This window comes from Paenibacillus motobuensis (genome assembly GCF_039521865.1).
GTDB classification, from domain to species: Bacteria; Bacillota; Bacilli; order Paenibacillales; family Paenibacillaceae; genus Fontibacillus; species Fontibacillus motobuensis.
Genome location: NZ_BAAACX010000017.1, coordinates 23,688 through 47,159, shown reverse-complemented (window position 1 = coordinate 47,159; position 23,472 = coordinate 23,688). Strand labels below are relative to the sequence as shown.

Here is a 23,472-nt window from a genome sequence, read left to right as displayed (position 1 = left end):
GGGGGATATAGATATGAAAACCAGAAAACAAGGCTCTACACGTATAAGTCTATCTATCGTTATGTTTGTTATCGCCTCATTCATGCCTAATGTGTGGTCAATCTCTTTGGTAATGTTCGTTGCTGCTTATTCATTGATATCAGGAATTGTATGGTTAAGAAGAGAGAAAAGGGAAACGTCGATAGAGCAGTAATGGGGTGATGCCCACCCCTACCCAAACCGATTCGCCACCTCAAACATCCTGCTAAGCTCTATCGAAAGACAAGCCAACTGCGGCGATTCGATCCTCCCCAAGCTGTCGTAAGTTGCGGCCAGTTGATATTTGCCGTCAACAAGCATAAACTGATCAACCGTGGCATAGTGCGGATCAACAATCCAGTACTCTTGTACTCCAAATCGTTCATATACGGATTTTTTCTTGATCTTGTCCATGGCCCCGGAGCTTGGAGATAGGATTTCAATCAGTAGGTCGGGAGCACCTTTTATGTACCCGTCTTTGATAATATGAAGGTTCTCGTTCCGGATGAAGATGATGTCAGGCTGCAGAATATTAGCCTCATTCAAGTGAACATCAAGGGGAGCAAATAGAATTAAACCTTCGGTATGGCATGTTTTATTGATCGAGGTGCTTAGTTCAGAGACGAGGATCTGGTGATTGATCTTGGGAGATGACAATAAGTCGTAACGGAGGCCTTCAATTATTTCGTACCTATCTTCTATGATATAGTTGTTCTGGCTTTCCTTGATCTTCATGGTGTATTTATCGTTCTTCTCATTTCCCATCTTTCCAATCCCCCTTATCCTGATATTCCCATTATAGTGGTTCAACGAAGATGATTCATCCCCGAATCGTCCTTTTTTCTTCCAAATGCTTTGTCGAAAATAGCAGATATATCCATAATTTAGTGGTAATATAGATCTAATTGGAATTCGATACAGGTCCTAAGATGGAATGTTATGAGGGATGGGAGGGCTTTAAGGTGGATAGGAAATTAAACTGCGAATGGACGTTTAGCGAGACGGTCAATTATGCAATGCAGCAGAATCAAGTTCCTGTGGTCAAGGGGATAGTGCTTACGAATACGACGGATGAAGATATTAGGGATATTACGGTCAAGTTGGTGTCAGAGCCGCAATTCGCATACGAATGGGAGAAGAAGTATGATGTGATTCCAGCCAATCAGTCCATGAATCTTGGGGCGATTGATTTGCAAATGTCTGCTTCTTTTCTGGGGGATTTGTCGGAACGGTTAACGGGTTCTTTAACATTAATAGTGTCGCAAGATGAAACGGAGTTATTCCAGGAACGGAACTCCATATCTGTATTAGCCTTTGATGAATGGGGCGGCCTGGCTGTATTGCCAGAGATGGTTGCTGCATTCGTAACACCGAATCATATTCAAGTGAGTGAAGTCATTCGGAAGGCAGGGGACATCCTAAATGGGTGGAGCGGAAGTCCTTCTTTTACAGCTTATCAGAGTAAGGATCCTAACCAGGTCCGTCTACAGGTAGCGGCTGTATATGCTGCTCTACAGAGCTTCGCTATTGTATATTGTGTTGCACCTCCCAGTTTTGAGCAGATTGGACAGCGCGTCCGCTTACCGGAGACGATCTTTACACACGGAATGGGGAATTGTCTAGATCTGTCACTCTTGTATGCAGCTTGTATAGAAGCGATCGGACTTCATCCATTACTAGTATTTACAAAAGGGCATGCGTTCGTGGGGGCTTGGCTCGTGGAAGAAACCTTCTCAGAGACGGTCCAGGATGATATTTCGGTGTTAACGAAGAGACTTGCTCCAGGTATTAATGAATTATGTGTTGTGGAAGCAACAGCTTTTGTAAAAGGGGAGCAGATTTCCTTCGATCAGGCGGCTGCAATTGCAGAGACTCATTTAACAGATACCGATCAATTTGATTGTCTAGTGGATGTCAGGAGAGCACGTTCTGCCTCGATCCGGCCATTGCCTCTACGAATGAAGGCGGCGAATGGATGGGTCATAGAAGAAGCAATTGAGCCGGAGGTAAACTTTAATACCATTGCTCCAGAAATGCTTGAAGTGCTGGATAGACCCTTGGAGGTCGAGAGGCTAGAACCTACCACCCGGCAGAAACAATGGGAACGCAGGTTACTAGATATGACCCTTCGTAATTCACTTCTGAACTTTAGGCTGACCCGATCTTCTATTCCTATCATTTCCATGCAATTAGGAGACTTGGAGGATGCACTGGCTGATGGTGATGAATTTCAGATGTTGGCTAGACCAAGTGACTGGGAGGATAGCGAACGCAATGCCAATCTATATCAAAGCATCAATGCAGCTCATCCGTTAGCTGGGCTGCTGCAAGAGGAATTTAATCGTAAACGCTTGAGAGCTGATCTTAGTACAGAGGACTTAGAAAGAAGGAGTGTGCATATTTATCGGTCTGCTCGAACCGCGTTGGAAGAGAATGGGGCGAATACTTTATTCTTAGCCCTGGGATTGTTGAAGTGGTATGAGACACCGGTTAGCGAGCTACCGCGCTATGCGCCGATTGTACTGCTCCCTGTTGATATTTTACGGAAGTCCTCTCGCCAAGGATTCGTGATCCGAACGAGAGATGAAGAGCCTCAGATTAATATTACATTATTGGAAATGCTGAAGCAGGATTTCGGTATTGGCATTGATGGTCTTGACCCGCTACCGAGGGATGAGAAGGGAATCGCACTTAAGCAAGTCTTCAATGTCTTTCGCCATGCCTTGATTCAAGTCTCCAGATGGGATGTTGAAGAGACAGCTTATTTAGGACTTTTCTCTTTTGGACAATTTGTGATGTGGAATGATATTCGCACACGGGCGGATCAATTAGCTGAGAATCAAGTAGTAGGTAGTCTAATTAAGGGGCAATTGCAATGGAAGGAGCTGGAGCAAGAGGAGAAGCCGCTTGATGAAGAAAATCCAGCTAAGTGGGCTGTACCGATAAGCGCAGATTCATCGCAGTTATCAGCGGTCCGTGCGGCCGTGGCGGGCCAGAGCTTCGTATTGCATGGTCCCCCGGGGACGGGCAAGTCCCAGACCATTACGAATATGATTGCCAGCGCTCTAGCTAGTGGTAAGAAAGTTTTATTTGTAGCTGAAAAGATGGCTGCTCTCTCCGTCGTACAACGAAGACTTGAACAGATCGGCTTAGGTCCATATTGCTTAGAGCTTCACTCCAATAAGAGTACGAAAAGAGCAGTTCTTGACCAGTTGAGTAAGACAATTGAAGCGCAGCGACTTCAATCCAATGAGACATGGGGGAAGCAAGCAGAACGGCTCTATCAGTTGAGATCTACTTTGAACGGATATGTAGAAGCATTACATCGAAAGCATTCTTTTGGGCTAACGTTGTATGAAGCGATGTCAAGATACGAGCAAGCTGGACTTGCACCTGACGTGGTTCACTTCAAAGATGAAGCAATAGAAGCATTGAATCCAGATACTCTGATCCAGTGGAATGACACGGTTGCAGAATTGATCGCGGCAGGAGCAAACTGTGGCGATCCGTATGATCACCCTTGGAGTGACTCCAAGTTGATCTCTTATTCCCAAGATGTTAAAGCAAATGCGGAACTACTACTCTCTAAATATATTTCAGGTCTGAAGGAACAGCGGGAAGCGATGTATAAGGTAGCTGAGCAACTCAAGCTTACATCTATACCATTAAGTCATGCCAAAATTACTATTTTGATTGAGATGTGTGAACTTGCTTGCCGTACTCCTGATCTGAAACCTGCAGTATTATTGGAGAATAATATTGAAGAAGCTACAGAAATGCTGAGGAGTTCAGCTAACCAAGGCAGAAGACGTGACCAGGCCAGAGCTAAAGTACATGAGCGCTTTAACGCTGAAGTTCTTCATTTTGACGCAAGTACGGCTTTGTCTACTTGGGACAGCCTGGAGCTCAAATGGTTCCTGCCGAAATGGGCGGGCCAGAATCGTATATTTAATCGACTTCGAAAAATGGCGACTTCGTCTCAGCTTGTGAACAAGACTGAAGTAAGGAACAGCTTGATTGAAATAATTACACTTCAGAAAGAGGAAGAGAAACTAAGTTCGGCTAGAGACATATCTGTGTCTTTCTTAGGCTCCTCGTTGATATGGAATGAAGAAGGCCGTTGGGATGAAATTACAAATGCCTGCGACTGGCTAGATCAGTTGCAGAAGCAGCTAAATCTCTGGTTCTCGGACGTATCAGCATCTGCTCAAGCTAGGAAGCAAATGGCGGAATTCCTAATCGGTATTAGGCAAAATACAGCTCTAATAGACTCTTTTACGGAATTGATAACACAATATCGTCAAGTCCTCGAACAAGAAAATGCATTAAAGCAGCTGCTTCAGTTCGAATCTGCACAATTCGTGCATCAATCCGGGGATAAAGACTGGCATGATTTTATATTGGATAAAGCGAATCGCTGGATTACAAATCTGGACCGACTAAGAGACTGGTCTATATGGCGTAGAGTAAGGTCACAAGCAGAGCAAATTGGTCTTCTCCCGCTAGTTACCCCGTATGACGAGGGCAGTCTAGCCAATGAACAATTGAAGGCTGCTTATGAACGGGGACTTTATAAAAAGATTGCGAATTACATCATTACACATGATGAGCAGTTAAAGACATTCTCCGGTCACTTATTTGAGGAAACACTGCTTCGCTTCAAAGAAGCGGATGAGCAGTATACGATCCTGACTCAGCAGGAGATTGTTGCTCGACTCTCCTCGCAGGTTCCGCACATGACACAGGAGGCGTCTCAAAGCTCAGAAGCAGGCATACTTCAACGGGCAATCCGTAGTGGAGGAAGAAATATTTCGATTCGAAAATTGTTCGAACAGATTCCTAACTTGCTTCCAAGATTAGCACCTTGTATGCTGATGAGTCCGATTTCTGTGGCACAGTATCTGGATCCAGAGCGTTTCCAGTTTGATATCGTTATTTTTGACGAAGCATCACAGGTTCCAACTGCGCAAGCTATCGGAGCACTGGCGAGAGGACGGCAGTCTATTATTGTTGGGGATCCAAAGCAGCTTCCTCCAACAAGCTTCTTCTCCAAGAACAATCTGGAATCTGAAGATGAAGATCCAGCATTACAGGATATGGAGAGTATACTGGATGATTGCCTGACCCTAGGAATGCCGGAGCGGCATTTAACCTGGCATTATCGAAGCCGTCATGAGAGCTTGATTGCCTTCAGTAATGCTCATTACTATGAGAATAAGCTAATGACATTCCCTTCACCGGACGAGCCCATATCTAATGTAAAATGGTGCCCTGTAGAAGGCTTCTATGATCGAGGACGCACCAAGCAAAACCGAGCTGAGGGGGAAGCCGTTGTTGCTGAGATTATCCGCCGAATTAAAGACCCAATGCTGCGTCAGCAAAGTATAGGCGTTGTTACATTTAGTTCGATCCAGCAGACATTGATCGAGGATATGTTAGAGGATTCGCTTAAGCAAGAGGCAGATCTAGAGCTCTTACTTACACAGCTGCCAGAGCCGTTATTCATCAAAAATTTAGAGAATGTCCAAGGCGACGAACGTGACGTGATTCTATTCTCTGTAGGATATGGACCGGATGCATCCGGCCAGGTAAGTCTTAATTTTGGTCCGCTAAATCGTCAGGGAGGATGGAGACGGTTAAATGTAGCGGTATCTAGAGCCAGGTATGAGATGCAGGTATTCTCAACTTTACAATCACGTCACTTGAATGCAAGCAGAATCAGTGCTGAAGGTGTGCTGGGTCTAAGAGCATTTCTTGAATATGCGGAGAAAGGGCAACGTGTTCTACCAGCGGGAGAAGCTGCACAGACTGCGTTAGCTCCTTCCTATGTGCATCGCAGTATAGCCACAGAGTTGAAGGCACGTGGATACAATGCTGATTTGTATGTTGGAGCATCGGGCTACCGGGTGGATCTGGGAGTATTGGACCCAGAATCGGATCAATATATTGCAGGGGTTCTGCTAGACGGACCGATGTATCAGAATGCGGGAACTGCTCGTGATCGAAATATTCTCCGTGAGCAAGTACTTGCACAGCTTGGATGGAATCTGTGCAGAGTATGGAGCCCAGAGTGGTGGGAGAATAGAGAGGCTGTAATTAACCGAATTCTGGAGAGTATTGAACTCGGCAAAGAGGTTAAGAAACAGCAGGTTCAATATGAAGCTGAGGCAGCTGCTAGTATCGAGCAGATAGTAACGGAACAGCCGCAGCAGTCTCTTTTTCAAAATGATGTTGTAGGCTCGCAAATTCTGCCTAAGGATCCAGAGGAACTTCGGAAATACTCAATTTGCGATCTGGAGAATGTATCATTAGGCTCTGATCTGTTCCATTCACCGGAATATACTGAACTAATCCTGGGGCAAATGAAACAAGTTATTGAAGTAGAGGGACCGATCAGTCGTACACTACTTGCTCGGCGAATTCTACAGGCCTGGGGCATTACCCGGTTAGGGGCTAGGTTAGATCAGCGGTTCTCGGAACTGTTAATGAAGATACAGCCAAATGCTACAGAATCGGAAGGAATGGTTTTCTACTGGCCGGAAGCAGTAGTTCCTACTGAATACGGAGTATACAGAGTTGCTTCTGACGAATCGCAGCGGCGTAATGCCGAGGATTTGCCACCTGAGGAAGTAGCGGTTGCGGTTAAGTCCGTCCTGACTTCTCAGATTAGTCTTCCTTATGATGAGCTAATCAAGCAGGTAGTAAAAGCGCTTGGATATGCCAGATCAGGGAGCGCTCTAGACAAGGCTATTACGACTGGGATCCAAAAGGCTATTGAACTGGGCTATGCCTATCAAGATGAGAATGGGCGTGTTGTAGTAGGGCAGCATAAATAAACCATTTTGAAGTACGCTTGTTAATTAACAAGAAACTTTAACTCCAGAATCCATGAAAACAGTGTATCTCTCCTTTAGAATAGAGAGTTTAATAAGCCATACCTGGAAGATTGTTAAGTAGTAGTAACGTAAATTTGAATAAATAACATCTTCTGATGTGAGGGAACAGGCGATTTCCGGCGTCATAAAAGGCTTTTAAGAGCACATGGGCAGTAACTGAACAAGCAGATAAAATAATGCTGTATTTTATAGGAGGGTTTAATTATGGACGCAGGAAAACGCACAATAAACGAAATTTTCAATGGAAGCCGCATACTTGAGATTCCGTTTTTCCAGCGCGCTTATGTCTGGGGCGAGGCCCAATGGGAGCGGATTCTCGAAGATGTCGAAAATGTAAGTCGGACGCGTACTCCGTATTTTATGGGATCTGTCATCTTAAAACAGCAACTGACGGATACATCAAGTACCGTCGGCGATATTCGGACTGTTATTGACGGTCAACAGCGGCTTACTACGCTGAGTATCATGTTGAAAGTGTTGTGTCTGAAAAACGACAGCTTACGGAAATTTGATAAGCGATTTCGGCTCGATGACGATAGCACCGTCCTTAAGCATAACCATAACGACATTGAGGCATACAACGAAGTTATGGAGTTAGAGGATATCAAGCCGACGACCCGCAAGGACAATATCTCCCGTGCCTATCAGTATTTCGTGAACAATCTTGACTCTAGCAAGGTAGACTTCGATACGATATGCCACGCTATCCTTTTCGTTGGTATTGATCTTAATATTGAGGAGGACGAGCAACAGATTTTCGATACTATCAATTCACTTGGCATTCGCTTAACCACCGCCGAACTCTTGAAGAATTACTTCTTTGGTCGCAATGATATTACCAAGTATAATCAATATTGGCGCGATGTATTTGAGAAAGATGAGGAAACAAAGGAATATTGGGACAGGGAGATCACAACCGGCAGAATGAAAAGAACTTTCATTGACCTATTCTTCTTTTCGTACTTGCAGATAAAAATACAGGACGACGCACTCAATGTAAACACCGAAGATAAGCTTGCTTTTTCCAAGGTCGAGAAGCTGTTTGAATCGTACAAGAAGTTCATCAAGGATTACTTGGGCGGTGATAAGCATGCTATTCTTGAAGAAATACGCGATTATGCTGTATTGTTCAAGAAAACGATTGATTCCAATATTATTGATAATGAACTTCCTGCGTCGGCCGGAATTGAGCGTCTTAACGCTGTGGTATTTGCATTGGATACCACCACGCTGATTCCATATCTTCTCTTTGTCGAGCGTAATGTGCAGGATACATCGGAGCGGAATGATTTGTACGCTTATCTGGAGTCGTACATTATGCGTCGCCTTGTTACCCGTGCTACGACAAAGAACTACAATCAGCTATTTGCTGACCGTCTGATATTGAATCGGGTGCTGTCAAAGGATGGGTTAATCGACTACCTTGGAGGTCAGGCCGACAAAATCAATCGTATGCCTTCTGACGATGATGTTAAAAAAGCATTCAACGATGCGTGTCTTACCAACAAGTACGCAGCAGGTGTTCTTTACCTGATTGAGTCTAAGATTCGCAATCGTAATCTTCACTCCACGCAGCTCTTGGGTATTAGCAAATATAGCCTTGAGCATATAATGCCAAAAAAGTGGAGAAATCACTGGACATTTGCTGGTGATAAGGTAGACGTTGACCTCCGCGACTACAAGCTACTGACTCTTGGAAATTTAACAATTATTACTCAATCACTGAATTCTTCTATTCGTGACGCTAAATGGATGACTAAAAAAGCAGGACAGGGCAACAAGGGCGGTTTGCAGAAATACGCTGAAGGCATAGAAACACTTTCTGCTTTTCTCGATACCAGTGTTTGGGATGAAACCGCTATACAGGATAGAGCCGATTATCTTGCGACGAAAGCTCTTGAAACGTGGGGTATATAGCTAAGTCAGGGATAATCATCATTGTCATAATTTGCGAGAATTCAAAATAAATCAGCATAGCTGGCGACGATTGCCAAAGGCTCCGATCTAAGCAAGCTGAATACTTAGCGATATATTATATAAGTACGATAAAACTAACCGTATAATCATCAAACAGGATTTGATCGAATAAAATAAACGGATTTTCCCAACTGCGGGGAAGATCCGTTTTATTTATTCTATCCATATGAAAATGCTCGCTAATATGATATTTTAATTTGGAAATATATGCATCTAAATTCAATCCATTGAGGTGAATCCAATGGTAAAAAAATAAAATGAGAATATCTATATGAAAATTAAAAATAGGCATGTAGATGTTCTCTTCAAAATGAAAAAATTATAGAGGAGAATGGACATGCTAAATAAATTAAGCGAATCTAACTATTATTTATCTAACCAAAATGATAAAGAAAGACCGACATTAGGGTTAGTTTGCGGGGATAAATATAGTCTAGTCATAGACGGTGGAAATTCGGTTCAACATGCTAATGATTTTTTACGTGAGATTGAGAAATTAGATGTACCACCGATCAAATATTTGGTCATAACACATGCACATTGGGATCATTTCTTAGGGATGAATGAATATAAAGCCACGATCATTGTTAATAGTCTGACAAATGAAATCATGAATAACTGGCGGAGCTATTCTTATGATGATCATTCTCTCGAAGAGTATAAGAATGCCAAGAAGATGAGTTCCTTGTGTGTGGACATCATTAAGAATGAAATACCAGACAGAGATTCATTTCAATTAAACTATCCGGATATTATTTTTGAAGAGTCTCTTCAGCTGGATTTGGGGAATAAGGTATGTATTCTAGAGAGAATAAGAAGTACTCATACGGAAGACTCAACAGTTGTCTATATTCCGGATGAAAGAACCATCTTTCTAGGAGATAGCGTCTATGGCACAACTACAAATTCTTTATTTCATTTTAAACAATCTCAGCTATTACCTATGATTGAAGATATCCAGAAATATGATGCGCTTCATTTTATCCTTGGACATGAATCGATTTGTGACTTAGATGAAATGGATACCTATTGGAAAGATCTCATAACAACTAGTAAAGCCGTAAAATCCACATCATTAGAGAGGGCTTTAGAGTCTTTTGAGATAGATAATAAACGGAAGCCGATTGGAGATGAACTCTTCTTCTTAGAAGCGTTTGTCAATGATCAGATATTAAAGTCGCAGTTATAGAAGTAATCTCACACAATTTGACCCCCACCTATGATATGAGCTATCAAAGTTTATTTAGTCAAGTATCTGATAAATAGACCTTTTTATAGGGAAAGATGCCCAAACTGTTTTACTGAAAGTGGAATAGGATGGTGTGTGTTTTAAATACAAGGAGGGATACACACGTGAGTGAAGTATTTGGCGGTGTTGGCGGTTTTAGCTGTGGCGGTGGATTTGGGACTTCAACTGCAGCGATTCTGGTTCTGTTCATTCTGCTCGTAATCATTTCAATGGCCTTTATTTTTTAATTACTTTAGCTATTAGTTTGTTTGGTTCTAAAATTTGGTATTTTTGTAATGCGTTAGCGGAAACACCGCAGCGTAATCCCAAAGCATCGGTTCGCAAAATCCCACTTACCTTAATTGGTAGGTGGGATTATATCTGTATATACTTCTTACGATTATAGAGAAATCAATGCACCACCAACTACCGAGAATAGTACAACCACCCACGGTGGAACCTTCCAAAGCATAAGAAGCGCGAAGGCAGCAAGTGCTAGACAGAAGTCGTAGGGGGTATGAATTGCTTTAATCCACACCGGATCATACAGGGCGGCAAGTAGAATGCCGACCACAGCAGCGTTAATTCCTTTGAAGACGGATTGGAAATTGGGGCGGCGGCGAATCGTATCCCAGTAAGGCAAAGTACCGATCACCAATAGAAAAGAAGGCAGAAACATCGCGAATAAAGCGACCACGGCACCAGCCCATCCGTTCATTACAGTTCCCAAATAAGCCGAGAAAGTGAATAAGGGACCAGGTACAGCTTGAGCTGCTCCGTAACCTGCTAGAAATTGGGCGTCCGTCAGCCAGCCTGATGGAACCATCTCTGCTTGAAGTATGGGAAGGACGACATGGCCTCCACCAAAGACCAGCGAGCCTGCCCGATAAAAGGTGTCGAACAATGCTAGCCAACGTGAATGAACGATTGTTCGTAATAGTGGCAATCCGATTAACAATCCGAAAAATATGATCCAGGCGATGACAGCCGTTCGACGACTAAGTGATGTATCTATCTGGGGACGGGACGTTTCTATATTTCCGGACTTCGCCAGAAAGAACCGCCCGACCAGCCCGGCAACAGCAATGAGTATAAGCTGAGTGTAAGCTGAAGGCCATAATAAGGTGATAATGGCAACGAGTATGGCGATTGTACCCCGAGTACGATCAGGGGCGAGGCTCCGCGCCATTCCCCAGACGGCTTGGGCGACAATGGCTACAGCGGCAATCATGAGTCCGTGCAGCCACCCTGCGCCTCCAATGTTGTTATTCTTTAATGTGAAGGCGAAGATCGCCAGTATCAGAGCTGATGGGAGGGTAAAGCCAATCCAAGAAGCAATCCCACCAAGCAGTCCGCCACGCATCATGCCGATGGAAATCCCGACTTGGCTGCTTGCAGGTCCCGGGAGGAACTGGCATAGAGCGACTAGATCGGCATAGCTTTTTTCATCCAGCCATTTTCTCCGTGTCACATACTCCTCGCGAAAATACCCCAAATGGGCGATAGGCCCGCCAAAGGATGTCATCCCGAGCTTCGTAGATGCGCCGAGTATTTCGAGAATCGTACCTTTTCTATGCTCTCCTGTTGGAGTTTTAGATTGCGATGTTCCCTTTGTTTGTATGGTCATCTCTAATTCTCGACCTCATCTCAAAAGATTGTGGAATTTCAAGTATTGCTCCTGTGAATTATAAAGCAACACTATTCCGTGATTGTTAAATGAAGTAATCGGTTTTGTAAAAAAATTGTTATCATTCTTTGAATTGTTCTTTGAGTTCTTTATACGCAGATTCTAAAAAAGGATGTACAACTTTAAGATTATGTTTGTTGTCAAATAAGTATTTGATATAGGCGTATGAAGCAGCGTCTATGGATTCCTTTAAGGAATGTTCAATTTGATTTATATACGGTGGACAACCATCCTGATCCCACTCGATTTTATCTGCTACAAATAGTACCTTGTCTATCTTTGAAGCATTCGATTTTAGCGTCGTATGGCAAGCTATAGCGCTTATAATCTCTTTATCATGTATATCAAATATTTCTGCAGCCATTACTCCAGATATTTTTTGGTGAATGATCATGGGGAAAATCTCTTCTTCTTTCAATATGTCTAATCCCAAAGCCTTTGCTACAACAATTCGCTTAGAGTTTGGAAAAATCGCACTAACATCATGAAGATATCCAGCTATTTTTGCTTTGTATGGGTCGACGCCATAAATTTTGGCCAGTTGCTCTGCTTTTCTTCCTACTTTCAAACAGTGCTCTGCTGTCTTCTGATGCCCATTTACTAGAAGAAAATGATAAAAGTCAGTTTCAATATCTCCGGTCATTGAGACATTCAACATAAACTCATTGAATAATGAATTCATATCTTCACACCCTCTTTTGTATCAAAATTAACATAAAAAGCCCCCATCCAGCACGAGTAAGGAACAATCAAGTCCTCTGGTATCTTGCTGAATGAGGGAAAGAGCGGCTATTAAGCCTGTAACATTTCGCTAAAGAGGAGATTTTGTACTATTAACTATTCTCCAGAATCGTGTTCAGCGTCGTACGGTCAAGACCTTTGACGAGCTTGGTCAACAATTCTTTGGCAGCATCGTAATCATCCGTGTGGATGATGGATGACGAGGTATGGATGTAGCGGGAGCAAATACCGATAACCGTTGAAGGTACGCCGCTGCCGCTCAGGTGGACTTGACCGGCATCTGTTCCGCCTGGGGAGACGAAATATTGATATTTGATCTTATTCGTATCTGCCGTGTCCTGAATATATTCGACCATACCGCGATGGGTGAGCATCGTTGGATCGTAAATTCGCAGCAAGGCGCCTCCGCCTAGCTGTCCGAACGCTTTCTTGTCTCCGGTCGTGTCGTTGGCCGCACTGGCGTCGAGACCGAAGAAAATGTCAGGCTGGATCATATTGGCTGAAGTGCGTGCTCCGCGCAGACCCAACTCCTCTTGAACCGTAGTACCGCAGTATAATGTGTTCGGCAATTTCTCCCTATGTAGAGCCTCTATTAGCTCGATTGCCAAACCTACACCGTAACGGTTATCCCATGCTTTGGCCATAATTTTCTTCGGATTAACCATTGGTGTAAATTCGCAGATCGGTACGATTTGCTGGCCTGGGCGAACCCCTGCTGCTTCAGCCTGCTCACGACTATCTGCACCGATATCCAGATACATCGTCTTTAAGTCCACCGGCTTGCTGCGATCCGCTTCACTTAGCAGGTGAGTTGGCGTTGAGCCGACGACGCCGATAATCCGGCCTTGTGGGGTAATAATCTGCAGTCGCTGTGCCAATACGGCTTGGCTCCACCAGCCTCCAAGCGGTTGGAAGGAGACCATCCCGTGATCGCTAATTCCCGTAGTCATGAAGCCGACTTCGTCCAAATGTCCGGCTACCATTACTTTAGGGCCGTTATCGTCTCCGCGAAGCACCCCAAATATACTACCCAGCCGATCCTGCAGAAATTCTGAGGTATAGGCTGACATTTTTTCTTTTACAAAGGCACGCAGTTCACGTTCAAAGCCCGGTGCCGCAGGAAATTCGGTGAGTTGCTTGAATAGCTCTAGCGTTTTGTTATCCATAATACGTATCTCTCCTTGCAGATGATTTAAATGTGAAGTCCGCTACCTGATTTACTTCATGACCATTGCGGACTTGTTGAACAACCTCTTTAAGTATGTGTTTAAAAAGTCCGACTTGTTGTACAACCTCTTTAAGTATGTACCATCTTGTTAGTATTGTCTATTTGCAGACAGGATAAGCCCAAGACTAGGCGAATATCGCACATTGGAAGTGTCTGGAGCATATACTGCGGATAGGTTAAGGAAATGATTGGGAGGCTAACGAAGATGGAGCGTTACTCCAGGGACTGGATTTTAATTTTCCTGCTCTTTATTTTGCTCGTCATTATTTTGCAGTGTTTGTATTTGTAGTGGCAGAAGGTCTTACTTTTTGCGAACTTATCAGACAAACAGTGTTTCTCAGGGTAACTGGGGGACACTGTTTTCTTGTTGTTCAGCCGGATATGGATGATTTACCAAACATAACAAGCCGTCTAGTGGCAAATAATGAATATGAGCGTCAGGAGAGGAATCAATTCGCAAGAAGGAGGGACAATAGTGCCAACGAAGACAAAATCAGGCGCCCGGTTCAGGTTGAACTCTATCTCGTTGACTGAAGAGGACTATAAGCAAATTGCTGATTCCCATAAGCCGAAGTCGAATATCTTCAAGAATTGCTTGAAGGCCTTCCTGGTTGGAGGCTTCATCTGCTTCATCGGCCAGTGCATCCAGCAGCTCTTCATGACCTTTGCCGGAATGTCCGCGAAGGAAGCAAGCAGCCCGACCGTAGCTGTATTGATCATCATATCCGTTATTCTGACATCGCTTGGTGTTTACGACAAGATCGCACAGTGGGCAGGCGCCGGATCAGCTGTTCCGGTTACCGGATTTGCCAACTCAATGTGTTCCTCGGCGATAGAATCAAAAGCGGAAGGACTGGTACTCGGCGTAGGTGCCAGCATGTTTAAATTAGCAGGCTCAGTCATTGTCTTCGGCGTGGTAGCCGCTTTTGTTGTAGGGATTATACATGTGATCTTTGGCCTAGGGGGGACACATTAGGATGCTGACTGGTGCACAAACCTGGGAGTTCCGCAGCAAACCGACGATCATTGGGGCGGCGACCGTGGTTGGCCCAGAAGAGGGGAACGGGCCGCTCTCTTCAAGTTTTGACTTTATCTACGATAACCTGGAGATTGATGAGAAGACCTGGGAGAAAGCGGAGCGTAAGCTGCTCCAACACGCGTCTTCGCTAGCTCTTATACATGCAGGCATCACTAAGGAGCAGCTCCAGTTCTTTATTGGCGGCGATCTGATGAATCAGATTATTAGTGCGACCTTTGCTGCCCGAGATATTGCCGCCCCTTACCTCGGCGTATTCGGTGCCTGCTCAACCTCGATGGAGAGCCTTGCCATCGCGGCCATGATTGTAGATGCCGGGGGCGCCAAATATGTGATGGCCGGGACGGCCAGTCATAATTGCACAGTGGAGAAGCAGTTCCGCTATCCAACGGAATACGGTTCACAGAAGCCGGCAACAGCTCAATATACGATTACAGGCTCTGGCTGCGCCGTAGTCTCCTCATCCGGGACCGGGCCTCGGATCACACATGCTACGATTGGACGCATTCAGGATATGGGGATCAAGGACCCTTTTAATATGGGGGCCGCAATGGCTCCAGCTGCAGCCGATACGATCGTAACTCATTTCCGTGATACAGGGCGAGGTCCGGAGGACTATGACTTAATCGTAACTGGCGATCTGGCCTCGGTGGGACATGCTATCGTTAAGGATGTTCTAAGTAGGGACGGACTATCCATGGATAAGACCGAATTCAATGATTGTGGGTTGATGATCTTTGATCGGGACAGACAGAATTTTGTCATGGCTGGAGGCAGTGGCTGCGGATGCTCCGCGGTTGTTACTTATGGACATATTATGAAGAAAATGAGACAAAGAGAGCTGAATCGTGTGTTGGTCGTTGCAACGGGTGCGCTGTTATCCCCGCTATCTTACCAGCAGGGAGAGAGTATCCCATGCATCGCTCATGCGGTGGCTCTGGAAAGAGAGGCAGGTTCAGCATGATTTTTCTGTGGGCTTTTATCGTTGGAGGACTGTTCTGTGTAGTCGGGCAAATCATGTTCGATGTGTTCAAACTTACTCCTGCACATACGATGAGTACCCTTGTTGTTATCGGTGCAGTGATGGATGCATTCGGACTATATGATCCACTTGTTAAATTCGCCGGGGCGGGAGCGTCGGTTCCAATCACAAGCTTTGGCAACTCGCTGGTTCACGGCGCACTCTCCGAGCTGCAGCGAGATGGCTGGATTGGCGTCATTACCGGGATTTTCGAGGTCACCAGCGCCGGCATTTCAGCAGCGATCATTTTCTCCTTCCTTGCCGCACTTGTAGTACGGCCGAAGGGATAAGGTAAGCAGGGACACTAAAGAGCGACTCGAAGCCATTCGGCGAGAGGTACGCTCTTTTTTTGAACTACCTCTATGAACTTAAGTGTACTTTGTCTAGCGATATCATGTAAAATAGGGAGATACTAGGATATACGATGATTGGGAGGGGAACAAGCTTATGCCTGTAAATGAACCAATTATTACGGCACTATCTGCCATTCGTGATAATCTGCAGAATTGTATACTAGGCAAATCATTCGAGATCGAGCTTCTATTAACGACGCTGCTAGCCGGCGGGCATGTTCTGATTGAGGATGTTCCCGGAACTGGCAAGACACAGCTGATCAAGGCTCTGAGTAAATCAATCAATGGAGAATATCGCAGAATACAGTGTAATCCTGATATTTTGCCTAGCGACATTACGGGCGTCTCTGTGTTCCATCCTCATGAGGAGCGCTTTGTGTTCCGACCAGGGCCAGTTATGACAAACATTTTGCTGGTCGATGAGATTAACCGGGCAACCACGAAGACACAATCGGCATTGCTGGAAGTGATGGAGGAGCGCAGCGTTACCGCAGATGGTGTAACCTATGATCTTCCGCATCCATTCATGCTCTGCGCTACCCAGAATCCGATCGATTTCGAAGGGACCTATCATCTTCCGGAGGCCCAGCTCGATCGCTTTATGATGAAGATTCAGATCGGTTATCCTGATGCAGAGACAGAGAAGAATATGCTGTATGCCCACCGGCAAGGCCAGCCAGTAGATCAATTGAGACCGGTGACGACCATGGAAGAGATCGGGCAAATGCAGCAGCAAATTCGCGGCGTTCATGCGAGTGATATCGTGACCGACTATCTGCTTGAGATCGTACGGCGCACGAGAGAGCATGCAGACGTCCTGCTCGGCGCTTCGCCTCGGGCCTCGATTGCTTTTCTCACCGCGGTGAAGGCATTCGCATTCCTACAAGGTCGTGATTATGTCTTGCCAGATGATATCAAAATTTTAGCTCCCTATGTCCTGGGACATCGGATTTTACTTCGGCCAGAATCCAGACTCGGCAACATGAACGGAAATCAAGTGCTCTTCCAGATCCTGCGCCAGACTCATGTGCCTGTAGCTGTGGGGAGATAACGATGCGGGTCATGATGAGTGCATTAAAATCTGGTCTTGCTTCCCGCAATTTTTGGAAAGCGGCTTCTTTATGGTTCATTTGTTTGTTGTACGTATTGTTTCAGGGTGGTAAGACATCGTTCATGTTGTTCACAATGATCAATGTGCTGGCCCTGTATTGGTTCATTTGTAGTCTTGCGGGTGTGAAGCAGGTCAGGGCAGAGCGCAGTTTATCACTGAATGGCGAATTAGCGGGGAAGCAGGCTATTCAAGCCGGGAGCCAGGTTGAGGTGAAGCTTAGGTTACAGCTACCCACCTTCGTTATAACTCCTTATTTGATAGTCAATGAACAGCTACAGCGGCATAACGGCGATTCCTGGAAGTATGAAGATAGCATTGTCCCGCGTGTAGGGAGCCATGCAGAGCTCGTCTACCAGACGCCCCCGCTGGAACGGGGCAAATACAGCTTTCGAGCGACGGAATGCCGCTCTAAGGATATTTTCGGCCTGCTGGAGCACGAAGGAACATTTCAGCCGGAAGGGGAGTTCTATGTACTCCCCCGAACGATCTTCATTCCCCGCTGGCAATTATTTAGCCGTAACTCCCGCTATTCTGGGCCGGAGACTACGATACTGCAATCGCGTCGCGAGACGACGCAAATAAACGGGGTAAGAGATTATATTTACGGAGACCGAATCTCGAGAATCCACTGGAACGCCACGGCGAAGACAGGCTCCTGGAAATCGAAGGAATTCGAACGTGAATCAATTCCGAAGACAATGATTATACTGGATGCCCATGCCGCCAATTATGTAGAACGGGATCGGTTTGAATTAGCTGTGTCAACAGTTGCTTCCTTACTAGAGTTTGGAGGCCGAGAGAGAATTAACATGGGACTGTGTATTCTTGGCCGAGAGGTTTGGGGCAGTGCCCCGACGGAGAGTCAGTTCGAGCGCCAGCAAATGCTGCATCAATTAGTAGATATTAGTCCGGAAGGTACCGGTGATTATAAGGCTCAGCTTGAACAGCGTAAGGAATTGTTCCCTTCCGGGGCGTTCTTTATTATAGTAACTCCGCTAGCTGATGAGCTTCTGTTCGATATGCTGCGCTGGGCCAAGAGAAGCCAAATGATACCATTTCATATCCATATCGGCAGCGCTAGGAATGTAGATTCACGTACACGTCCTGGATCTCTATATAACCGTCAGGAAATCGCTGGTATACAGTTATCCTCTCTAACCGATTTGCCTGTATTGTTAGGGGGTGGCTACGGTTGAAGCGTTCCGATGAACCGATTTATTGGTATCGTGTCTCTAGGATGATCTGGGTTGTCATACTGGGTATGCAGTGGGTTAGATTCACAGAGCCCATCTGGTTTCAGCAGACAACCGATATTGTGACATGGACTCTGATCATTGTGGCGGCGATTGATCTTCTGCCTATAGCTTCCCTAGTACGAAATATCGGGAAGTTGCTCTCTGTTGCTATCATTTGTCGGGTAATGCTGATCAAATATGGGATTTATATGCCGTACGGACGGCTCTTCCCCGATCAGATTTTGCAAATGCTCATGGAATTTATTCCATATATTTGGTTCGCCTTAATCACCTGGCTTGTCCTGGAGCTTATATCTAGACTGCTGCTTACGAGAAAATATATTTTACTGTTTCTGGCAGCGGATTTGATCGCTTTTGCAATCCTGGATTCTTTTACACCATATCAATTATGGCAAAATGTAGCCTGGACGGTATTTGCCGGCCTCGGCTGGCTCGTCTGCCTTCATTTGAGGGATTACCAGTTATCTTACCCCCATGGCTGGCGAAGGCTGCAGCAGTATCCATTCGAGATTATCTTCAATATTCTGCTTATTTTCGCCGGGGTACTATTAATCGGGACGAGCGTACCTTCCGTGTCTCCTATACTGACCGACCCTTATACGGCATGGAAGGGGAGAGGCGGAGGGCAGGGGACTGGTAGCGAAGTACAGTCTGCTATTTCAAGCGCGATAAAGGATAAGGATCCGGATGCCCAAGGAGTTCTCTCCGGCTATAGTCGAGATGATACCGAGCTTGGCGGAGGGTTCGAATTCAATTACAGTCCGGTGATGTCGATAGACTCGCCGCTACGCACTTATTGGCGCGGTGAGACGAGACACATCTATACGGGGAACGGTTGGGCTGACTTTGATAAGGAGAAGCGGGATTATGAAGTCTTCCGCGGATTGACTACACCTGCGGGCCTTACCCATGAGCAGGCTGGAAATATTGAAATGAGGGAAGTAGAGCAGACCATTACGATGCAGTCGGACGAAACTTATCCGGTTCTGTTCGGTGGTTACTTCATTACCAAGGTATCTCTGCTTGACGAGGGACGTGGTGGAAATCCTAAGCTAAGCTGGGCCGCCAAGGAGGGGGAACTGCGCTGGGGCGGAGGTTTCCGAGGCTCACAGCCGGACTATCCGGTTAAGTATAAGGTGACATCAGAAATTCCTGTCATTCCGTTAACTGAACTGCGCGGAGCCAGCTATAAGCATCTATATGCGGCTCCAATCGATGAAGTTTACTTGCAGGTTCCATCTTCATTGTCTGGGCGGGTTAAGGATTTGGCGGAAGAGATTACTGCTGATGCGGATACTCCGTTCAAGAAAATGGAGCTTCTCCAGGAATATTTGCGGATGAACTACGTGTATACGAATAAACCGGATATTTCACTGCGCCGGAGCAAGGATTTCGTGGATAGCTTCTTATTTGAAGTGAAGGAAGGCTACTGCGACTATTTCTCGACCGCGATGGTCATGATGGCGCGCTCGCAAGGAATTCCGGCTCGCTGGGTGAAAGGGTATGGCCCGGGGAGGCTGCCAGATTCCGAGGATATGAGGGGGAGACCGGCCTTAGTGACAACAACAGCGTACCAGGTGAACAATTCTGATGCGCATTCCTGGGCTGAACTGTACTTTGGAGAATACGGTTGGATTCCGTTTGAAGCTACGCCGGGCTTTACTGCTCCGTTGCTATATGCGGATGAGTCACCAGAGGAAGCCGCAGCGGATGAATCGGAGCCTCAGGAACCTGTTGAGGACAACGTTGTTGAGGAAGAGCCTTCATGGTTATCTTCGAACTCCACAGCGATACGCTATGTATCATTGAGTATTATATTGGTTGCGCTCGCCTGGCTTCTGTATCAATTACGAGAGCGTATCTATTATGGCTTCGTTCGCCTGCGCCTCGGTAGGTCGCTGACCTATGCAGATAAGATCGCTTATGGAACTTTGCGCACCGTAAAGAAGCTGCAGCGGCAAGGGTTTGAACGTCATGGACATGAGACAGTTCGCGAAGCGTTCGAACGGATCAGGGAGGAGCAGCCAGAGCTCTCGGTGATTCTCGACCATTTGTTACAGAAATATGAAAGTGCTATTTACAGTCCGAATACGGCTACGAATAAGGATTGGCTCAGTGTCCAACAGCTGTGTCACAGGCTGTCCCGCATCAATCATGACAAAAAATAAACATCCGTCACATGTTTGCATTAGACTTGTCCCTGGACGCTTGCGCCGGGGGCATTTTCTTTTTTAAAATATAAGGAAGTTGGGGAAAGATTATGGTATAGTGTGTCGTATGAAACCGAGGTGAACTAATTGTTTGAGAAGTTTTTGCCTGATTTGCGGGTAGACAGTGTGTTTGACATCGATTTGGATAAGCTATATGCCGATGGGTACCGCGGGATTATTACCGATTTGGATAATACCCTCGTAGGAGCGAAGGTGCCTTCGGCGACCCCAGAGTTGACCGAGTGGTTTGAGAAGGTGAAGCAAGCCGGGTTGAAGCTGGTGATTGTGTCGAACAACAACTTTGACAGGGTGTCCATATTCGCATCCCCTTTAAATATTGAATTCGTGCATAAGGCGAGAAAACCGTTCGGGACGCCGTTCCACAGAGCGATGCAAATCATGGGACTGGCTCCGGAGCAGACGATCGTGGTCGGGGACCAACTCATGACGGATGTGTTCGGGGGGAACCGACAGGGCTTATATACTGTTCTGGTGCTGCCGATTTCTATAGCCGATGAAGGTCTCGGTACTCGGATTAACCGCAGAATGGAACGCATCGTGAGACGACGTCTAGGCAAGACGGGATTATGGCTTGAGGAGGACAAGAGAAAATGACAGAAGCCCAGGTAAGAGAAGACGCTCTTCATTGCAGCGGCTGTGGAGTGAAGCTGCAGGGTGAAGATCCGTCCAAACCGGGATATATTCCGACACAAGCGCTGGAGAGAGAGCCAATCATATGCCAGCGCTGTTTTCGGATTAAGAACTATAATGAAGCATCATCCGTTACGGTAGAACAGAGCGAATTCTTAAGACTGCTTGGACAAATTGCCGAGAAGAAGGCGCTTGTGGTTCATATCGTCGATTTATTTGATTTTCAAGGGAGCGTTATTTCAGGTTTGCAGCGGTTCATCGGCAACAATCCGGTACTGCTGGCTGTGAACAAGACCGACCTGCTGCCAAAGGTGTCGAATTGGAACAAGATTCGCAACTGGGTGCAGAAGGAAGCCAAGGATATGGGGCTGAAAATAGAGGATATAATCCTCTGCAGCGCCAAGCAGAACAGCGGCTTTGATCGTCTTCTTGATGCTGTAGTGCGGCATCGGGGCAATCGTGACGTATATGTCGTCGGGGCAACCAATGTAGGCAAATCTACACTGATCAATCGCCTGATCCGTGAATACAGCGACTTGGATCAGGAATTGACAGTATCCCGCTATCCTGGAACAACGCTCGACATGGTGCATATTCCGCTTGATGATGGTGGAGCGATTATTGATACGCCAGGGATTGTGTACCCTTCAAGATATAGTGAACTGGTGAGTGCGCAGGATCTTGGCATCATTATGCCGGACAAGTCGCTTAAACCGGCTGTATATCAATTGAATGAAGGTCAGACGATCTTCTTCAGCGGCTTTGGCCGCTTCGACTTTATTCAAGGGGAACGCCAGTCGTTCACCTGCTTCAACAGCTCGCGGATCAAGCTGCACCGGACGAAGCTGGAGCGGGCGGATGAGTTGTTCGCAGATCATGCCGGCGAATTGCTCTCACCGCCAAGCCGCGACAATCTGGAGAAGCTGCCGGAATGGACGAGACATGAGTTCAAAATTGCCAAGGGTCAGAAGGCTGATGTTTTCATCTCCGGTCTGGGCTGGGTTAAGGTGAATAACGACATGGGTGCGGTCATCGCAGTGCATGTGCCAAAAGGGATCAAGGTCATGCTGCGGCCATCGCTGATCTAAGACAGTGATAGGGCACCACATCCATCGTTGGATTTCACACGTCTGGTTAAATTGATAGGAGGGGACATCATGGAGGAGACGAATCTGATACGGGAAAATAACGGTTTGCCACTTTTGCTGGGCGTAATGGGTGACCCGATACTCCATTCCAAATCTCCAGCGATGCATATGTCGGCTCTGCAAGCAACTGGCTTGCAGGGCTCCTATCTTCCGTTTCATGTGAAGCGGGGGGATTTGCGCCATGCTATTCAGGGGATTAGGGCGCTCGGCTTCCGCGGCGTGAATGTGACTGTCCCGCACAAAGTAGAGGTTATGGATTATCTAGATGAGATTGATGAAGGGGCGCGCTATATTGGCGCAGTCAATACCATTGTCAATGATGAAGGCCGACTGAAGGGCTATAATACAGATGGGATCGGCTATATTCGTTCCCTGAAGGAAGAAGCTGTCTCCGATCTGTCCGGACGGAAGGTGCTTGTCATCGGTGCGGGTGGAGCAGCCCGGGGAATTATTTATGCCTTATTACTGGAGCGGCCAGCGCAGGTGATTGTCGCCAATCGGACGAAGGAGTCGGCGTTGCAGCTTGCAGCGGAATGGGCCCACCTCGGCAATATCACGGGCTGCGGGCTGGAGCAGATGGGTCAGTATATCTCGGAAGTCGATATTTTAATTAATACAACCTCCGTTGGAATGTACCCGAAGATCAGTGATATCCCGCTTAACCCAGAGATGATCCCGGAGGGGATCATAGTAAGCGATCTGATCTATAATCCGCTTCAGACAGAGTTGCTGCGGCAGGCACAGCAGAAGGGCTGTACCATTCACAATGGATTTGGTATGTTTGTATATCAAGGCGCATATGCCTTTGAATACTGGACAGGAAGGCCAGCTCCAATCGAGGCGATGAAGTCGGCTGTATTGGCAAGTCTGGGCTAATGGACAGAATAATGATTAGATTTTCAATACTATTC

The 23,472-nt window shown here is 46.2% G+C and carries 18 protein-coding genes; 14 read left to right on the top strand and 4 right to left on the bottom strand.

The window, feature by feature from the left end; translation table 11 throughout:
• The first annotated feature begins 13 nt into the window (after positions 1-13).
• Complete coding sequence (locus ABD014_RS19280) at positions 14-193, top strand: hypothetical protein (RefSeq protein ID WP_343863836.1); 180 nt, start codon at positions 14-16, stop codon at positions 191-193.
• Positions 194-210: 17 nt separating this feature from the next.
• Here ABD014_RS19280 and ABD014_RS19275 read toward each other — a convergent pair whose 3' ends face one another.
• Positions 211-783 (bottom strand): Uma2 family endonuclease, encoded by a 573-nt coding sequence (locus ABD014_RS19275; protein WP_343863834.1) that lies wholly within the window; start codon positions 781-783, stop codon positions 211-213.
• A 197-nt stretch (positions 784-980) separates the two neighbouring features.
• Here ABD014_RS19275 and ABD014_RS19270 point away from each other — a divergent pair, with 197 nt between their 5' ends.
• The 4 genes from ABD014_RS19270 (at position 981) to ABD014_RS19255 (ending at position 10,367) form a co-directional block, all read left to right on the top strand.
• Entirely contained in the window at positions 981-6,854 is a 5,874-nt protein-coding gene (locus tag ABD014_RS19270; protein ID WP_343863832.1) for an anti-phage protein ProA, read from the top strand.
• A 264-nt stretch (positions 6,855-7,118) separates the two neighbouring features.
• Positions 7,119-8,831 (top strand): DUF262 domain-containing protein, encoded by a 1,713-nt coding sequence (locus ABD014_RS19265; protein WP_343863830.1) that lies wholly within the window; start codon positions 7,119-7,121, stop codon positions 8,829-8,831.
• Between the two features lie 397 nt (positions 8,832-9,228).
• Entirely contained in the window at positions 9,229-10,080 is an 852-nt protein-coding gene (locus ABD014_RS19260) for an MBL fold metallo-hydrolase (protein ID WP_343863828.1), read from the top strand.
• 164 nt (positions 10,081-10,244) lie between these two features.
• Entirely contained in the window at positions 10,245-10,367 is a 123-nt protein-coding gene (locus tag ABD014_RS19255) for a YjcZ family sporulation protein (protein ID WP_343863826.1), read from the top strand.
• Between the two features lie 152 nt (positions 10,368-10,519).
• On the opposite strand, the gene ABD014_RS19250 is transcribed toward ABD014_RS19255, so the two are convergent.
• The 3 genes from ABD014_RS19250 to ABD014_RS19240 all read right to left on the bottom strand — a co-directional run bounded on the left by ABD014_RS19250 (position 10,520) and on the right by ABD014_RS19240 (position 13,713).
• Positions 10,520-11,746: a chromate transporter gene (locus tag ABD014_RS19250; protein ID WP_343863824.1), complete on the bottom strand. Its 1,227-nt coding sequence runs from the start codon at positions 11,744-11,746 to the stop codon at positions 10,520-10,522.
• A 121-nt stretch (positions 11,747-11,867) separates the two neighbouring features.
• Positions 11,868-12,488, bottom strand: coding sequence for a bis(5'-nucleosyl)-tetraphosphatase (symmetrical) YqeK (gene yqeK, locus ABD014_RS19245; RefSeq protein ID WP_343863822.1), 621 nt, complete (start codon positions 12,486-12,488; stop codon positions 11,868-11,870).
• 151 nt (positions 12,489-12,639) lie between these two features.
• Positions 12,640-13,713, bottom strand: a complete 1,074-nt coding sequence (locus ABD014_RS19240; RefSeq protein WP_343863820.1) for a M42 family metallopeptidase — start codon at positions 13,711-13,713, stop codon at positions 12,640-12,642.
• Between the two features lie 537 nt (positions 13,714-14,250).
• On the opposite strand from ABD014_RS19240, the gene spoVAC reads away from it, so the two are divergent.
• The 9 genes from spoVAC (at position 14,251) to aroE (ending at position 23,437) form a co-directional block, all read left to right on the top strand.
• Positions 14,251-14,751, top strand: coding sequence for a stage V sporulation protein AC (gene spoVAC, locus ABD014_RS19235; protein ID WP_343863817.1), 501 nt, complete (start codon positions 14,251-14,253; stop codon positions 14,749-14,751).
• Position 14,752: 1 nt separating this feature from the next.
• On the top strand, positions 14,753-15,775 hold the full coding sequence (gene spoVAD, locus ABD014_RS19230; RefSeq protein WP_343863815.1) for a stage V sporulation protein AD: 1,023 nt from the start codon (positions 14,753-14,755) through the stop codon (positions 15,773-15,775).
• Positions 15,772-16,122 carry a stage V sporulation protein AE gene (gene spoVAE / locus ABD014_RS19225; RefSeq protein WP_343863812.1) on the top strand — a complete coding sequence of 117 codons (351 nt, stop codon included), beginning with the start codon at positions 15,772-15,774 and terminating at the stop codon, positions 16,120-16,122. Before spoVAD ends, spoVAE begins: the two co-directional genes overlap by 4 nt.
• A 157-nt stretch (positions 16,123-16,279) precedes the next feature.
• On the top strand, positions 16,280-17,236 hold the full coding sequence (locus ABD014_RS19220; RefSeq protein WP_343863810.1) for an AAA family ATPase: 957 nt from the start codon (positions 16,280-16,282) through the stop codon (positions 17,234-17,236).
• Positions 17,237-17,247: 11 nt separating this feature from the next.
• Entirely contained in the window at positions 17,248-18,492 is a 1,245-nt protein-coding gene (locus tag ABD014_RS19215) for a DUF58 domain-containing protein (RefSeq protein ID WP_343863808.1), read from the top strand.
• Positions 18,489-20,720 carry a DUF4129 domain-containing transglutaminase family protein gene (locus tag ABD014_RS19210; protein WP_343863806.1) on the top strand — a complete coding sequence of 744 codons (2,232 nt, stop codon included), beginning with the start codon at positions 18,489-18,491 and terminating at the stop codon, positions 20,718-20,720. Before ABD014_RS19215 ends, ABD014_RS19210 begins: the two co-directional genes overlap by 4 nt.
• Positions 20,721-20,849: 129 nt before the next feature.
• Positions 20,850-21,377 (top strand): YqeG family HAD IIIA-type phosphatase, encoded by a 528-nt coding sequence (locus ABD014_RS19205; RefSeq protein ID WP_343863804.1) that lies wholly within the window; start codon positions 20,850-20,852, stop codon positions 21,375-21,377.
• A complete protein-coding gene (gene yqeH, locus ABD014_RS19200) occupies positions 21,374-22,501 on the top strand; it encodes a ribosome biogenesis GTPase YqeH (RefSeq protein ID WP_343863802.1) in 1,128 nt (375 codons plus the stop codon). The genes ABD014_RS19205 and yqeH overlap by 4 nt, the downstream gene beginning before the upstream one ends.
• 69 nt (positions 22,502-22,570) lie before the next feature.
• Positions 22,571-23,437: a shikimate dehydrogenase gene (gene aroE, locus ABD014_RS19195; protein WP_343863800.1), complete on the top strand. Its 867-nt coding sequence runs from the start codon at positions 22,571-22,573 to the stop codon at positions 23,435-23,437.
• Positions 23,438-23,472 lie beyond the last annotated feature (35 nt).

Coding starts and splice junctions, on each gene's coding strand:
- ABD014_RS19280 (WP_343863836.1), top strand. CDS start 14: ATGAAAACCAGAAAACAAGGCTCTACACGTATAAGTCTATCTATCGTT.
- ABD014_RS19275 (WP_343863834.1), bottom strand. CDS start 783: ATGGGAAATGAGAAGAACGATAAATACACCATGAAGATCAAGGAAAGC.
- ABD014_RS19265 (WP_343863830.1), top strand. CDS start 7,119: ATGGACGCAGGAAAACGCACAATAAACGAAATTTTCAATGGAAGCCGC.
- ABD014_RS19260 (WP_343863828.1), top strand. CDS start 9,229: ATGCTAAATAAATTAAGCGAATCTAACTATTATTTATCTAACCAAAAT.
- ABD014_RS19250 (WP_343863824.1), bottom strand. CDS start 11,746: ATGACCATACAAACAAAGGGAACATCGCAATCTAAAACTCCAACAGGA.
- yqeK (WP_343863822.1), bottom strand. CDS start 12,488: ATGAATTCATTATTCAATGAGTTTATGTTGAATGTCTCAATGACCGGA.
- ABD014_RS19240 (WP_343863820.1), bottom strand. CDS start 13,713: ATGGATAACAAAACGCTAGAGCTATTCAAGCAACTCACCGAATTTCCT.
- spoVAD (WP_343863815.1), top strand. CDS start 14,753: ATGCTGACTGGTGCACAAACCTGGGAGTTCCGCAGCAAACCGACGATC.
- spoVAE (WP_343863812.1), top strand. CDS start 15,772: ATGATTTTTCTGTGGGCTTTTATCGTTGGAGGACTGTTCTGTGTAGTC.
- ABD014_RS19220 (WP_343863810.1), top strand. CDS start 16,280: ATGCCTGTAAATGAACCAATTATTACGGCACTATCTGCCATTCGTGAT.
- ABD014_RS19215 (WP_343863808.1), top strand. CDS start 17,248: ATGATGAGTGCATTAAAATCTGGTCTTGCTTCCCGCAATTTTTGGAAA.
- yqeH (WP_343863802.1), top strand. CDS start 21,374: ATGACAGAAGCCCAGGTAAGAGAAGACGCTCTTCATTGCAGCGGCTGT.
- aroE (WP_343863800.1), top strand. CDS start 22,571: ATGGAGGAGACGAATCTGATACGGGAAAATAACGGTTTGCCACTTTTG.